This is a genomic window from Glutamicibacter sp. MCAF14 (genome assembly GCF_052114325.1).
Classification (GTDB): Bacteria; Actinomycetota; Actinomycetes; order Actinomycetales; family Micrococcaceae; genus Glutamicibacter; species Glutamicibacter arilaitensis.
In genome coordinates, this window is sequence record NZ_JBFREO010000015.1 from 1 (window position 1) to 13,667 (window position 13,667).

Below are 13,667 nucleotides of genomic sequence, written 5' to 3' on the forward strand. Positions count from 1 at the left end.
TCCGCGCATTCACGTGTTGGTGCCACCGGCTTATCCGAACCCAGGGCGAATACGGAGGACGCCCCATCAAGGAACATCGAAGCCTTCTCTCGAAAAGATATTTCACCCTTCGGCGGGTTACGGGACGGCTGAAAAACATGAGTAGGCATCATTTACCTCAAATCTTGGGGGTGCAACGCTCACAGGAGGGCATAAAAAATGCGCCCCTGTGAGCGCTTGGCTTTTTATACGAGCGCCTTCAATGCAGCCACTTCGACCTGCGTTAGCACCTGCGGGTTCACGGGGCGCTCGCTCAGTTTCGCCGCCATTTTCGTGTGCCCGCTGGTCAGCATGTGCACCCCGTCGAAGTTATCTGCTGTTCTGATCGTCGCATCATCGTCTGACACCGCACCCGAGAAATCAAAGGTGTCCTTGATCCCCAGGGGCTTGGCACCAAGCCACGCGTTATATGCCTTGCGGACATCGTTCACCGCTGCGGCCTTAGCGTTGGCCGGGGTGACTGTCGCCGCATACACGTCGCCGGACAGCTTGTCCCTGACAATCGGCAGCACCGTTTCCAGATTCGTTTGCATCGTCGACAGAGTAGTGCCGTCCTGAAGGTCGTTCTGCCCCAGGAAATACACCACGGAATCCGGTTTTGCTGTGTCCCCGTAATGCGTCCAGGCAGGGATGTCGGGATCGTCCCACAAGCCGCTGTTGCTGCCATGAATCGCCATGAAGTACGGCAGGGCACGCGTGGAACGGCAATACTGGGACAACCATGAATCGTAGACCGGGAACGTGGTGCCTGTGCCGACAGTGTTTGAGTCACCGAACCCACCAACAATGGGGGTGTCTGCGGGAACTTCAACTTCGAGCCACACATCGAATGGTGACATCGTGTTCGCAGTCCCGGTGAATCCAGACGCTAGCCCTGCATCAGCAGAGTTCGCCGACCGGTAGCAACCGGAACGCGACTGAGCGTTGCTCTGTCCCGCAGCAGTGGTGAAGCCTACGCTGAGCAGCTGTTCGCGGTCTTCTTCAATGTTGATGCTGAACCATGACGAAACGTACTCTGAACCATCCGCTGGTGTGGTGAATTCAGTCAGGAGTCGGGTGGGTGTTCCGGTGAAGTTCGCGCCCGAGGATGGCCCGAACCATGCCCCAGTGAACGACACAGCGCCGCTAAAGTTCAGCCCTAGCGCGTAGTTCCAGTTGCGCACGTGCAACCGGGCCCGCTTCGCCCCCACACTGTAGCGGACAGGCCAGCGTACCGTGGCGTTCTCTGCTACTTCGGTTCCGCCAGACGACTGTTGCGTGAGCGGCAAGGCAACGTTCTTGAACCCTGACTTCGTCCCGGAGTCGATGGCAGTTGGAGCAGGAGCGCTCGATGGGTGACGCTTAACAAAAGGCCCCCACCCGGTCGAACCCTTCGCACGAACAAACTCACTCGGGCCGGCACCCGTTGGAGTGATGGAACGCCAGGTCTGCAAGATCAAGTTGCCGACAACTTCAGTGCGGATCTTGCCAACTGCGCCTTCTGGTGCGCCCATGTCCGTCGCCACGGTGCCATTCCACACCGAGAAGTCGGAGTCGAAGTCGATCTGATCGAAGTGGGTCAGCAGCGTCAAGGCGATGTTTCCGTAATGCGCTGCGGAGGATAGCTCTTTCCACGGCGACAGGCGCTGGCCGTTGCTCACCGAGCCGGTCCAAACACGTCCAGACTGCCCGTATTCCTCCCAACGCTGGATCGAAGCGGTCGAACCGACCGGCATGATCGACACCACACCTGGCTTAGCGCCTGGTGGACGACCCGCAGTGGAATCGACAATAGCTTGCGTGGGCACACCCCATGAACCAACCTTGGACAGCCCATACCAAGTCAGGAGATTCGTTGCGGATGGCAGGTCACCCATGTAGGTGTTGCCGGTGTCGCCCTTGTCGCCCTTACCACCTTTGAGGTTGGCGATTAGAATCCATGCCACTGTTTACTCCCATCGGGAAAGATTGTTGGTTGATGGCTGGAACCACCATTGGCCGCGTTGCGGATTGGTAGGTGGGTTTTCGTCCACCCAGACGAGCAGCTGATTACCGCCACCACCGCCACCACCACCACCACCGTGATAGAGCAAGTCACCGAACGTTCCGCCAGCGTTGGGAACTTGGATTTTTAGACCGAAGTCCCAGAAGGCACCTTCGGCTTCATTCCAGACAATGCCGACGTCATACCAGGCGTCGTAGGCGAGCTGATCCGTGGCATTCAGGTTGACACTGAATGAGCCGTCAGTGATCGGGGTGACTGGGTGTTCTTTTGTGGGGAGTACAAAGTCTTTGGAAAACCCCGACACTCCGACATTGGGTCGGTTGAGCCGAAAAACCAGTTGTCCGATCTCGTCGGCAAGTGTTCCGCCAGCTATGTCCCGCAGGTGGCCGGTAACCGTGGGCATGTCGCCTCCTTAAGTAGAAAAACCCACCGACTACGCGGTGGGTTGGTTTGCGAGTTTTAGTTGCCCGTTGAGTTGGGCTTGAGCGACTTGCGCCGCAGATAAGGCTTGCCGTAATTCATCAATCATTGACTTAGCGATGAACACTTGCCGGTGAAGTTCGGAGTTTTCATCTTCGAGCCGGGTAATCTTTGCCTCGGAAGTTTCCTCGTCATGCTCTGCCAATTGTCGGCTCCTTAGATTAATATGTGGGTATGCGCCCAAAACTTTTATCCGTACTCGCTGTATCCGCTGTTGCACTTGTAGGGTGCGTGAGTGGTGAATCCACCAACGGCCAGGAACCCGACGCGCCCTCGGCTTCTCCTAAGGTTGAAGCCGCCCCACTCACCATGAGCGAAGAGCAAGCGACCGTGGAAGAATCCGTTGAGCCGACCCCGGAAAGCTCTGAAACAGACTTCATCGTGTTCATGCAGCCCGACTTCTCAGGGTGGAAGGGTGAGCTTCCCGCAGATGACGAACTGCTCGCAGCCGGCTACCTCGCATGCGAAAAGCTTGACGATGGCGAGCCGGAGATTGACGTGGAAGTGATCCCCGGCAGTTTCGAAGACCCGAGTAGCGCGCTGTACTCGAATAATCAAAAGATCGTAAGTGCAGCGGTAAGTGCGCTCTGCAAAGAACATCTTCCGGACTAACGTGTTAGGGTGTCCACGAAGTTCGGTACAGCCACCCATTTGCGTCCATATAGACATTAGGGGCATTGCCAGTCGGGTACGGTGCTATGATCCGGACTCTTGTTCCAATGGTTTGCAATCCGGGTGAGGTTAACGCCCCCGTATATTCCAAGTTTCCAGTCAACTTGACATCGGCACCAATTGATTCAAGATTGGCCCCGCCTACCAATGACCAATCGCCCAAATCATCCACCGAGATGAACCCTGCGCCAGCACTGATGTTCGCGGAGTTCAAACCTGCCGTGATGCTACCGGCACCAGACGATTTAGATTGAACTGTCCCGCCAACTGATGTGACCTTGGAACCATCCTGAAACAGGATCGAGCCACCATCAGTAGAAGGTGTGAGCGTCATGTTCGTGCCCACGTTAATCTCGCCAAAGTTAGTCACGTTCAGGTCATTGTTCAACGTCGTTACGCCGTCAATATCGAGCGTGCCCGAAATAGTGGTCGGACCGTCAACAGCCAACAACCCGGTGATCGTGGTGTCGCCATTGATAGTCAGCACACCGTCAAGGCTAGTCGGTCCCGTAACTTTCAACGAACCGCCGATAGTTGTTGCACCCGTAATATCCAACGGGCCAGTCACAGAAGTCGAACCAGACAAATTGATCTGACCGGACGCATTCAACGTACCTGTTACTGATAAGACACCAGAGACCGTCGCCGTACCAGCAACGCCCAACAACCCATCAATATGAACATTCGAACCTTCAGCCCAATGCGTAGAACCACGCTCAACCACAGTCGAAGCAAGGTCTGTCTTGGTGCCGTAGGTGCGTTCCTTGCGCCGCTGCCGGGTGACGTTCTCTCCGGTTAGGTCAACAACTCTTGCCACGCCTAGCCTCCCTTCGGCTGGAACTCAATATCAACGAAGTCACTGGTAATATCTCCGGAGTACTTGAGTACGCGCCATTCACGCCAACCAGTAGTGAAGTACGGGTCATCGCGGATATACCAGCGGACGATCGTTCCGGGGCGCAGTTCCCACAGGTTGCCCAGGATAGGCGAATCAAGTTTGAGCCGGAACCCCGCCTGCCGTACCGCGCCGTTTGTGGCAACGAGCGCGGAGGCTGCTTGGTCGTAAAGCTCGGCGCCCTTCTTGATGTTCTTGAACTGCTCCACACGTTCCAACGCCGGATAGTCAGCGATATTTGCCGAAGCTGATTCACGAACCAACATGCCGGGGCTCTTGGTGGTCTTCTTGCCGGATCCTTCACCGACCGCGAACATCTGTGTTGCCACGTCGCGTGCGTCAGTCTTGATCCACAAACCCTCAGCGGGTGTCTCCGGTGCTGAGAAGTTCACCTCGATAGTGTTCAAGGAAAGATCACCAGTACGCAGGGTGAACCGGACACCACCAGCACCGTCCCATTCGGGACGGAAATCAATGTCAGGCCCATCCGTAAGATCCATGATTTCTTCCATCGCAGACAACGCGGTGTCCATGTTGTACCCGTTGTAAGTACGGGAACGACCACCGGTGTAGTCGTCCTCGTAAACCATCGGCACACCACGACCAGTGCCAGCTACAGCGAGTTGGATGATGCGTTTGACGATGGTGTCGTACTCCAACCCGGAGTACGTTTTCTCCCAGTTGGTAATATCCTCAGTGCGCACCTCACTGATCAGGCGCGCATCCCACAAAGACCAAATATCCTCATGCGTCAGATCCAACGTCTGCGAGTCACGGTCATAATCTGCTTCCCAAATGATCCCGGCATAGACCACGACGTTGTCGTAGTCCACGACTATGGCACGCTGTCCAGGGTACGAATCATTCAACCCAGCGACCGCAGCCACATCAGGATCAGACAAGACCAACGACGTTGACCCGCCGGCGCTATGGTTGAACGTCCGCTCCCACGACGTGGACTGCGGTCTAAGCTCAACCCGGTCACCCCACGTCTTCGTTGAAACACTCCACACCCGGTAACCCAAACTGGCCTCCTAAATGTAAGTGTCGGAATAGCGGACGGTGATACTGCCAGCAGTCGTACTCATGTTCTGCGGCAGGCCCGGATTGATCGGCGAGAAGTTCGCAGTAGACAACCCGCCACGAACTACCGATGACCCAGCGCGGATAATGCCAGTCTTGAAATCGACGGTGTGCGACGTTCCAGAAACAAGTGCCTGGGTGACCACCACCGTCTTGCCGTTCAGGGTCAGCGTGTAGCCGCCCGCCGAAGTGCCAGTCACCGTGACAACGGGCCACGCAGGAACCGTGCCACGGTGGAACAGCGATGCCGGCGTACTGGAAGACCCAGCAACCGCATACGACTCCCCATACTTGAACGGGTCAATCGCTTCCAACGCGATCTGGAAACGCAAGTACCGGTCAGTCATGAACTCTGCTGTAGTGTCGTCGCGAGGTTGAACCGTAGCCCACTGCGCCGGGCCATGCCCTGACACCAGAAGCTTCGCACCGCCACGCAACCCCAAAGAGTTGAGCTTCCCCATAGCTTGATGCAAATACTCATGATTCTTAGAAATGACCCGGCCAGTGATGCTAATCAGCCGGTTGCCATACTGAATCGGGGTGGCGTAGCTGCCGTCACCGTTAGCGCGTGACTCACCGCCACGTTTGGGTGCCGGCCTATCCCACCACCCCGACAGTTCAGTGACCCGCCAAATACCATCACGAGTCACACCGGTCAGCGGGTGCCCATCAAGAGTTATCAACTCACTCAAATTCGTGTCCCCACTTTCGCGAACATAGTCCGAACAACCTCCTGCATATCGGCACGAGTTCTGGCAGGGTCGTTCGAGTCGTAAATCGGGATTGAGAAGTTGAATACGTTGCCAGCAGAAGCCCCATAGGAACCACTGCCAGCCACACCGCCGCCAGCAAGCCCAGCCAAATGCTGAACACTCGGAGAATCAGAATTGATCGCAGACAAAACACCGTTGTACTTGCTAGCCGACGACTCACGGACAACCCACTCACCATCGTCAACACGAACCAACGGCATCCCATAAGAACTAACGCCGAGCATCATGTCAGTGCCCAACCCCGTATAAGGAAGCCGACCACCAGATGCTTTCTTGCCGAACCGACCAGCAATAGCCCCATTGTCAGGTGAGGACTGCTGACGCTGCCGAACAATCGGATTCATCGGCGCATACGGAGAACCATGCGTCTCAAACGTCTGAACAATCCTCACGTCCTTGCGCGAAGGAATGTTCTCAACAGCGGTCTTAGTCTGCTCAGCCGTTTTCTTCGCCTGGTCATCCATCCACGACTTGATAGACACATCATCAGGAACACCCAGCACCTCACGCGCCAACGCCTCAGCAGCCTCAGCCGACAAACCGAACGCTTCACCAGCAGCGATCAAATCACTGTAAGTGCCCTCAAGTTTCGCTTGGATCTCATCCTGCCCAAGACCCTCCTCAGCCATCGCCTTAACCTCAGCCATGCCACCCTGCGCAAGATCATGGAAACTTTCCTGAGCTAAACGGCCAGCCTCAGTCGTCAGATCGAAATCGTCCTTAGCCTTGTTGAGAGCATTGCCCAACTCGCCCTCAGCGATCTTCTCAGCGGCCTTATACGTCTCATCCAACTGCTCCTCGTAAGCAGCAGCAGCCTCACGCGTGGACATAGTTGCCATGCCAGTCGCAAAGAGAATATCTAGGAACTCACTCATGGAAGCCACAGCCCCATCAGCAGTAACCCCAACTTCTTCCAAAGCTGAAGCAACCTCAGCCGAGTTAGAAGCAGCACCCGCAGATTCAGCCTCAACCGAAGCCAGCGAATCAATATAGCCAGGGAACAGCCCTTCAAGCTTCTCCAACGGCATGCCCTGATCGCGGGCAGCCTGTGTCACCTGATCCCAAGCAACCGCAGCTTTCTCCGCATTACCACTAGACACAGCAGAGGCAAGAGCACTGTCTAGCCCTGCAACATTTTCACGGAGAATAGCAACATGGTTTCGCGCTCCAAGATCTGCCCCGAGGTGACCAAGCCCGCCGCGATTCAGCTCCTTGAGAGCATCCCCGATGCCGTGAATCCGGTCCTCATACGCGGTAGAATCACCAAAATCCAAGTTGCTGAAAATGCTGTTGACGGTCGCACCGCCAGCAGCGATCTTCTCCAACTGCAACGCGAACTGCCCTGGACCCTTAGCCGCTTCAAGCGACTTGTTATGGAACGTGATCGCCGTCGTCAGCGCACCAACACCGATAGTCGCAATACCGGCAGCCTTGCCAATACCCACGACAGTCTTGCCAGCACGCCGGCTGATCCTGTCAGTCTTCTCAGCGTTGAAACCGAGATCCTTGAATGCCTGCGCCGCATCGTTGATCTTCGGAATTGCCTTGATTAGGCCGCCTGCAACAAGCGCACCACCGCCGGCGACACCAGCAAGGATCGTTCCCACACCAAGTACCGGTGCCGGGATCTTGCCGATAATGTCAACGAAAGTCTCAGCAACCTGCACCAGCCCGCGCAACACTTCGTTAGCGGATCCACCCGACTGGATGAACACCGTATCGAACGCGCCACCCAGCTTCTCCAAATCACCAGCAAGATTATCCTGCATGATCGATGCAGTCTCAGCCGCATAACCAGCATCGTCAACCTGCTCAATCCACTTCTGGATACCCTCAGCACCCTCGTTATAGAGGATGTTGGAAGCACGAACAGCGTCGGAGCCGAACATGATCCCCATTGCCGCATTCCTGGCTTGTGGGGTCAGGCCGGCCATTTTCTCTTGCAGTACGCCAGCGAACTCAGACAACCCAATGAACTCGCCATTAGCGTCATACGCCGAGATGCCCAGCTCATCGAACTGCTTCTGAGCTTCCTTCGACTGAGGAGTAAGACGCTGAAGCATCGACTTGAAGCTAGTACCCGCATCCGAACCCATAAGGCCAGCAGACGCGAACGCAGTCAAACCGCCAACAGTTTCCTCAATGGAAAGCCCGGTAGACGAAGCGACAAGACCAGCCTGCGACAGAGCCGCGCCCAAGTCCTGCACACCGCCCTGAGCCTTGCCAGCACCAGCCGCCAACAGGTCAGCGATATGCGTTACTTCGCCACCCTTGAGGTTGAACTGAGTCATAGCGCTCGATGCGATCTCCGCCGCATCAGCGACAGCCAGCTCACCAGCAGCCGCCAAAGCCAAAGCTCCATCCAAGCCACCGCCAAGGATGTCCTGAACGCTCACACCAGCCTTAGCCAGCTCCTCGATGCCCTGCGCTGCTTCCTCCGCCGAAAACGCAGTGTCAGCACCAGTACGGATCGCCGCCTCACGCAGCAACTCCATGTTCTCGGTAGTCTCATGCGTTGCCGCCTGAACCGAAGACATAGCCTTATCGAAGTCAGCATACTTCTTAACAGCGACACCGACACCAGCAACAACAGCCGCACCAGCAACCGTCGCACCCGTGCCGACTTCCTGCCAAGCGTCCTTCTGCCTCTGCGCAGCCTGCTCAGCCTCACGAGCCAATTCCTTCGAAGACTTCTTGACCTTCTCAGTCTCATCACCCATCTTGCGGGTGGACTGAGAAGCATCTTCGAGGCTCCGCTTGTAGTTCTGAATAACAGCCTCAAACAGGACTGTTACGCGACGATCCGCCAAGGAAACCCCCTAAAAACAAAAGCCCCCGATAAGATCGGAGGCATGGCTCAAAACACGAAACGCAAAATAGGTTCCGCAATCATGTACATCGGGTTAGGCTTCACAGCCCTCGTAGCGCTATGGCTGATCATCGTCCTATCAGGCGGAGGCGACGCACGCACATGGCCAGGACTCGTTATAGGGCTCGTACTAGCCTCCATTGGATTCGGGATACGCGTCCTTGCAGCTCTTGAAAACAAGCCCGCTGCCCGCGATTAGGTCCTCATCGATTGGACGGGCAAACATCATTTCGCCCGGTTCCGGCTTGTACTTCTCCTGATTACGACGCTCATCAACAGCCGCCTGAGCAGCACAAATCGTCGTATCCGCTTCCCACAAACCAAGATTGTCGTCATTGCGACAAACGAACACTGAACGCCCGCACTGGGGGCACTTGTTATCCATGTACAGCTCGTAAGCGAACGTCAGCAGGTGGTCACGATGCCCCCACTCAATACCGCCTAGGTACGACGAAGGCGGCCTCTGAAAACGAGAGGCCGCCTTCAACGCGGAAACTATTCGCCGGTTTCTTGGTGAGTGGAGGGCTTCGGCAAAAAATCTGCGTCCGGCTCATTGATCGACGCCGAAGCAAGTTTGTAATCCTGCACAATCTTGTTGAACTGCGCGTCGCCAATCACCTTGTGCAACTCACGCAACTGCTGCTCATCAAGCTTCGGAGAAACAATCGACTCCGCCAACAGCCGATAAGTCAACGTCTTACGCGCCTCAGAGAAAGCAACCAACGCCTCATCAGACTGGTCACCCTTCTCATACTTCGAGAAAGTTCCCTTGTCTAGCTCGTTGGAAATCTTCACCTGCTCATCGGGAGTTAGGCCAGCCATCTTCACAAACAAGCCCGACTTGTAGAACTCATCCGACAACGCCGCATACTCCTCTCGAAGCTTCTGCGGCGAAACATCAGTCAGTGAACGTTCCTCCACGGGTATCAGCTCAGCGACCTGGATCTTCTCTTGAATACGATCAAGATCCGCCATCAGATCGCCACGCTGGAACACGGTCGAACCGCGAGTCGGCTTATGCGCCCCTGCCAACCAGTCAGCAAACACAAAATCTTCCGGGGTGAACTCAGTCTTATCAGACATAATTTAGGCTCCTTCTGGATCGATCAGCGGAATGTGGACTTCGTTCTTCGCGTAGCCCGAGCCATCCTTCAAAAGGTGACGCGTCCCGTCTTCTCTGAAGTCAAAGACCACCGCGTGCACGCCCGTGGCATCAAGACGAAGTTCTTTCAGGCGAGTCGGCTCAAACCCGAAAGAACGAATGATCTGTGTGAACTGTTCACGAGTCAGCGACTCAGGAACACCGTCAATTACCTTGCTCAATTTAGGCTCCTAAAAGTTTGGGAAGGCTCAAAGGAATACTGTGTGGGCGGGGAGCCTAACACCCGCCCACACAGGGTCTAACTAAGCGCCGGCAGCGACCTCGATATTCTCGTAAAGACGCTGAGCCTCCATCGGAATACGACGCTTGATGAAACCAGTACCATCAGTGCGCTGAGGCGCATCAGTAGCAACCTCGCCACCCAGATAGATCTCATCACCAGCAGCCCAATCCTCAACGGAATCCTTGCCAGTCTCACGGGCATAAGCCCACACGGTTGCGCCCTTTTCCTTCAACGCAGCCCAACCAGTCTCATCAGCCGGATCCGGGGCGCCGGTCGAAGGATCAAACTTGCGCCACAAAGTGATGCCCGTGGTGTAGTTCGAAGCACCAATAGCGTTCGAATTACCCTTAGCGCACAACGCCTTCTCAGCGATCTTGTCCGAATCAGCATTCGACCAGTTGAAGTCAGACGTCAGAATGTCACATGACAAATCAATGCCAGCATTCAACTCAGTCGCAGTAGGCGCGGCAGGATCCGCCGGCGCAGTAGTAAGAACAGTGAACTTAGTCTTGCCGTCAGCAAGTACGCGAGCACCCATTTACTTAGCCTCTTTCTGTACTGTCTCGGCCTTAACAGCACGAGATTTAGGGGTGAGAGCGAAGTCAGTAAACGGGGCATCTTCCCGCTCCAACCACGCCTCGGGGATGATTTGCTTCTTGCCGGTGGACTTCGAAAAAGCCTCAACAAACTTCGGCATCGGGCACCTCGATTCAGGGCATGAAAAAAGGCCCCACACCAAACGGTGTGAAGCCTCAAAAAACGAATATTTGATTAGATGCGGGAACCCACAAAAGTGAACTGATCAACCGCATAACGTGGCCGATAATTACCAACCAACACCGCAGTCTCATCAGCCTGAGCATCCAACAACCCAGACTGCTTCAACCGCGACGGCGCGAAACCAGGAACCACAAGATTCACTCGATCCCACACCTCACGGAAGCGCGCCATGGCAATCTGCAACGACTCATCAGTAAGACCAACATAAGTAGCCTTTACCTCAACCCGCTCAGCCGCATAAGAATCACATAACGAATCAGTGAAATCCTCACCCGACAAACGATCACCAGGATTCCCCCACAAGAAAACATAAGGGTAATCAGCCAGTACAGGAGGCTTCGACAGCTTCGGCTCAAACAAATAACACTTGAAACCGGGCGGGGCAAGCGCCTGCATCGCCTTAGCAACACTAATCACAACAACCCCTCCGCCGCCATCTCCATAAACCCAAAGAACTTCGGAGCTTCCAAACGCATCGGCACCACAGGATCCGGCACAGTACCACCGCCAGCCTTGGAGGAACCAAAGTAAGCGATGCCAGCCAGAGACGCGGACGTGTCCCGATTCTTGTTGGGTCCGATTTCGACTTGAATCACCGAATCGCCGCCAAACCCGAGACGTTTCACTTCATAATCAACCGACTTGGCCACCTGCTTGAAATGCCTCGACTTACGAAAATCGGCTTGCATGCGTTTCTTCATCTCAAGCCCAGTCTTCGGAATGACCTTCTCAACATTGCGGGCAAGCTCCCCAGGGACCTGCCCAAGATCGCGTGCCAACTCATGAATCTCGTTCACCCGGTCACCGCCTCAACGTTCCAACGGTCCGCAGTGCGGTAAGTGCCACGCGCCAACTCAGTAAGCCGGAACGTCGCACCCACCAGATCAGGATCCATAGTCGCGGTCACAATAGTCACCCGATCACCCAACCTGGACTGAGCCAACACCGGAAGGTGAATCATTAGCTGTTCAACCGTGTACACATGCCCACCAGCCACAGGAGACGAAGCCTGAGCCTGCCTCCCCTGCACCTTGCAAACACCCTCATACACGGTTTCCCAACCCTCAGAAACAACGCCAGTCACCGGGTCAGTGACCTCACCTGCATAACGCTCAACAAGACAGGCGTCGATCATCAACGCCTCAGCAGCCAACCGACCACGCAACGTCACAGCCTCAGCACTAATCATGGGTACGGCACCCACTGATCAGGATGAACCCACCAACCCGACAAACGATCAGGCGCACCATACGAACGAATCGTAAACGCATCCCCAGTAGCACCAGGAATAATCAACGCCCACTCATCATCCGACAAGTACAACAACCCAGCAGAACTAGACGAATCAATCGTCTCAGTCACCGAATAGTCATCAATCGACTCGGTACGTTGACGCAAACCACCCGGATTCCTAAGAACCCTAATGATCGCAGAACAAAACACCGACTTCACAACCGCCGCCGAAATCTCCCCAGCATCAATCCGCGACTGAAGATCCGGGACCCGCTGCAAAACAACAGCTTCCAAATCCTCAATCCATGCCTCAACCTGGGCAGCCTCAGTGACAGTCAGGGAGCGCCCCATACGCGCCTCAACATCAGACACCACGACAAACGCCACGGCTCACCCCCTAACTACTCAGCAGACTTGCGAGGACGACCCTTACGAGCCGGGGCAGAAACTTTAGCCTCTACCACTTCTGATTCCTGCTTCTTGAAACCAGCACCGAGAAGCTGATCAACGTGCTCTTTAGGAGCATCAACCAGCTTCCCGGTAAACGGATTCACCAACAGCATTAGTCAGCCGAAGTAGCTCCGGTCAGCTTCACGAAGTGAGCACCGTTGCGAACAATGAAGCCCACCTCAACCTCAGCACGGATCGCAAACATGTTGCGCTGCCAGAGGTTGATCTGAGTTCCGCCCTTGTTCACGGTGGCCTGGTTGCTGATGTCAACCTTGATACCCTCAACCGAACCCCAGATAGCGGAGTTGGCGAAGTCGCCGGCGAAACCAACAGTGTCCGGCGCCGGGTCAGTCGGGTTCGCGTACACCGCGTTGGACTTCAGCACCGGACGACCGTAGATGGAGCCGATAGCTCCACGGTCAGTACGTGCATCACGCAGGAACGCGTAATTGCCAGCACCGTCCTTGGCGGTCATCACGGTGCCCTCAGCCTGTGGCGAGATCAGCCAGTGCGACAGGTCGCCACCAGCAGCGCCAACGGTAGTCAGCGCGGTTGCCAGATCACCAATGGTGTCGGTGCTATCCAGTGCAACAGCGGTCGAGCCGGTCAGAACATCGAAATTCGAACCTGGCGCAGTGCCATGCAGAATAGTCGAGTCGAACTTGCGACCCAGTGCAGACGGAAGACGGCGAGCCAGCTCAGCGTACAGCCCCGGAAGGTCACGGCGGAACTCATCAGAGAACAGCTCAATGACAGCCAGCTTGTACGGGGTGATCGACTTATTACCGACAGTCGCCTGAGATACAGGCTTCTCATCGGTCTCATTCACCCAGTCAGCCTCAGCATCACCAGTGATAATCGGGATAGTTACACCCGACCCTGGAAGGTTGATGCGGCGTGCAGCCTGCATGATCACCGAATCGTTGACAGCGTTGCTCCAAATCTCCTGCGAGATTTCCTTTGGAAGCAGCGCCGCAACGTTAGTGGACGTACGGTTCAGGTCAATACCTGCCATAGCTTTTCA

The 13,667-nt window shown here is 55.6% G+C and carries 17 protein-coding genes; 1 reads left to right on the forward strand and 16 read right to left on the reverse strand.

Annotated elements, in window-relative coordinates; translation table 11 throughout:
- Positions 1 to 224 precede the first annotated feature (224 nt).
- Genes AB4Y71_RS17190 through AB4Y71_RS17200 form a run of 3 tightly spaced genes read right to left on the reverse strand, consistent with a single transcriptional unit; the run spans position 225 to position 2,648 of the window.
- The gene (locus AB4Y71_RS17190; protein ID WP_441722397.1) at positions 225 to 1,964 is read right to left on the reverse strand and encodes an SGNH/GDSL hydrolase family protein; all 1,740 of its coding nucleotides are present in this window, start codon (positions 1,962 to 1,964) and stop codon (positions 225 to 227) included.
- A 3-nt stretch (positions 1,965 to 1,967) separates the two neighbouring features.
- Entirely contained in the window at positions 1,968 to 2,426 is a 459-nt protein-coding gene (locus tag AB4Y71_RS17195; protein ID WP_441722400.1) for a hypothetical protein, read from the reverse strand.
- A 30-nt stretch (positions 2,427 to 2,456) separates the two neighbouring features.
- Positions 2,457 to 2,648: a hypothetical protein gene (locus tag AB4Y71_RS17200; protein WP_441722403.1), complete on the reverse strand. Its 192-nt coding sequence runs from the start codon at positions 2,646 to 2,648 to the stop codon at positions 2,457 to 2,459.
- 86 nt (positions 2,649 to 2,734) lie between these two features.
- Between AB4Y71_RS17200 and AB4Y71_RS17205 the strand changes: the two genes are divergently transcribed.
- On the forward strand, positions 2,735 to 3,115 hold the full coding sequence (locus AB4Y71_RS17205; RefSeq protein WP_441722406.1) for a DUF732 domain-containing protein: 381 nt from the start codon (positions 2,735 to 2,737) through the stop codon (positions 3,113 to 3,115).
- 4 nt (positions 3,116 to 3,119) lie between these two features.
- Here AB4Y71_RS17205 and AB4Y71_RS17210 read toward each other — a convergent pair whose 3' ends face one another.
- The 13 genes from AB4Y71_RS17210 to AB4Y71_RS17270 all read right to left on the reverse strand — a co-directional run bounded on the left by AB4Y71_RS17210 (position 3,120) and on the right by AB4Y71_RS17270 (position 13,658).
- A complete protein-coding gene (locus AB4Y71_RS17210) occupies positions 3,120 to 3,992 on the reverse strand; it encodes a hypothetical protein (RefSeq protein ID WP_441722408.1) in 873 nt (290 codons plus the stop codon).
- 2 nt (positions 3,993 to 3,994) lie between these two features.
- Positions 3,995 to 4,972 (reverse strand): hypothetical protein, encoded by a 978-nt coding sequence (locus tag AB4Y71_RS17215; protein ID WP_441722411.1) that lies wholly within the window; start codon positions 4,970 to 4,972, stop codon positions 3,995 to 3,997.
- 132 nt (positions 4,973 to 5,104) lie between these two features.
- On the reverse strand, positions 5,105 to 5,500 hold the full coding sequence (locus AB4Y71_RS17220) for a hypothetical protein (RefSeq protein ID WP_441722414.1): 396 nt from the start codon (positions 5,498 to 5,500) through the stop codon (positions 5,105 to 5,107).
- Positions 5,501 to 5,841: 341 nt separating this feature from the next.
- Entirely contained in the window at positions 5,842 to 8,736 is a 2,895-nt protein-coding gene (locus AB4Y71_RS17225; protein ID WP_441722417.1) for a phage tail tape measure protein, read from the reverse strand.
- 189 nt (positions 8,737 to 8,925) lie between these two features.
- Positions 8,926 to 9,180: a hypothetical protein gene (locus AB4Y71_RS17230; RefSeq protein WP_441722420.1), complete on the reverse strand. Its 255-nt coding sequence runs from the start codon at positions 9,178 to 9,180 to the stop codon at positions 8,926 to 8,928.
- 110 nt (positions 9,181 to 9,290) lie between these two features.
- Positions 9,291 to 9,878, reverse strand: coding sequence for a hypothetical protein (locus tag AB4Y71_RS17235; protein ID WP_441722422.1), 588 nt, complete (start codon positions 9,876 to 9,878; stop codon positions 9,291 to 9,293).
- Between the two features lie 3 nt (positions 9,879 to 9,881).
- Positions 9,882 to 10,118: a hypothetical protein gene (locus tag AB4Y71_RS17240; RefSeq protein ID WP_441722425.1), complete on the reverse strand. Its 237-nt coding sequence runs from the start codon at positions 10,116 to 10,118 to the stop codon at positions 9,882 to 9,884.
- 81 nt (positions 10,119 to 10,199) lie between these two features.
- Positions 10,200 to 10,718, reverse strand: coding sequence for a phage tail tube protein (locus AB4Y71_RS17245; protein ID WP_441722427.1), 519 nt, complete (start codon positions 10,716 to 10,718; stop codon positions 10,200 to 10,202).
- Between the two features lie 233 nt (positions 10,719 to 10,951).
- Positions 10,952 to 11,377 carry a hypothetical protein gene (locus tag AB4Y71_RS17250; RefSeq protein ID WP_441722430.1) on the reverse strand — a complete coding sequence of 142 codons (426 nt, stop codon included), beginning with the start codon at positions 11,375 to 11,377 and terminating at the stop codon, positions 10,952 to 10,954.
- Positions 11,374 to 11,757 (reverse strand): hypothetical protein, encoded by a 384-nt coding sequence (locus tag AB4Y71_RS17255; protein ID WP_441722433.1) that lies wholly within the window; start codon positions 11,755 to 11,757, stop codon positions 11,374 to 11,376. Before AB4Y71_RS17255 ends, AB4Y71_RS17250 begins: the two co-directional genes overlap by 4 nt.
- Positions 11,754 to 12,149, reverse strand: coding sequence for a DUF6093 family protein (locus AB4Y71_RS17260; RefSeq protein WP_441722435.1), 396 nt, complete (start codon positions 12,147 to 12,149; stop codon positions 11,754 to 11,756). The genes AB4Y71_RS17255 and AB4Y71_RS17260 overlap by 4 nt, the downstream gene beginning before the upstream one ends.
- The gene (locus AB4Y71_RS17265) at positions 12,146 to 12,580 is read right to left on the reverse strand and encodes a Gp19/Gp15/Gp42 family protein (protein WP_441695162.1); all 435 of its coding nucleotides are present in this window, start codon (positions 12,578 to 12,580) and stop codon (positions 12,146 to 12,148) included. Before AB4Y71_RS17265 ends, AB4Y71_RS17260 begins: the two co-directional genes overlap by 4 nt.
- Positions 12,581 to 12,755: 175 nt before the next feature.
- Positions 12,756 to 13,658 (reverse strand): phage major capsid protein, encoded by a 903-nt coding sequence (locus AB4Y71_RS17270; RefSeq protein WP_441722438.1) that lies wholly within the window; start codon positions 13,656 to 13,658, stop codon positions 12,756 to 12,758.
- Positions 13,659 to 13,667: the final 9 nt, after the last annotated feature.

Bases quoted from the DNA above. Each gene is read 5' to 3' on its own strand.
- AB4Y71_RS17245 (WP_441722427.1), bottom strand. From the start codon at position 10,718: ATGGGTGCTCGCGTACTTGCTGACGGCAAGACTAAGTTCACTGTTCTT.
- AB4Y71_RS17235 (WP_441722422.1), bottom strand. From the start codon at position 9,878: ATGTCTGATAAGACTGAGTTCACCCCGGAAGATTTTGTGTTTGCTGAC.
- AB4Y71_RS17230 (WP_441722420.1), bottom strand. From the start codon at position 9,180: ATGGATAACAAGTGCCCCCAGTGCGGGCGTTCAGTGTTCGTTTGTCGC.
- AB4Y71_RS17195 (WP_441722400.1), bottom strand. From the start codon at position 2,426: ATGCCCACGGTTACCGGCCACCTGCGGGACATAGCTGGCGGAACACTT.
- AB4Y71_RS17260 (WP_441722435.1), bottom strand. From the start codon at position 12,149: ATGATTAGTGCTGAGGCTGTGACGTTGCGTGGTCGGTTGGCTGCTGAG.
- AB4Y71_RS17220 (WP_441722414.1), bottom strand. From the start codon at position 5,500: ATGACTGACCGGTACTTGCGTTTCCAGATCGCGTTGGAAGCGATTGAC.
- AB4Y71_RS17270 (WP_441722438.1), bottom strand. From the start codon at position 13,658: ATGGCAGGTATTGACCTGAACCGTACGTCCACTAACGTTGCGGCGCTG.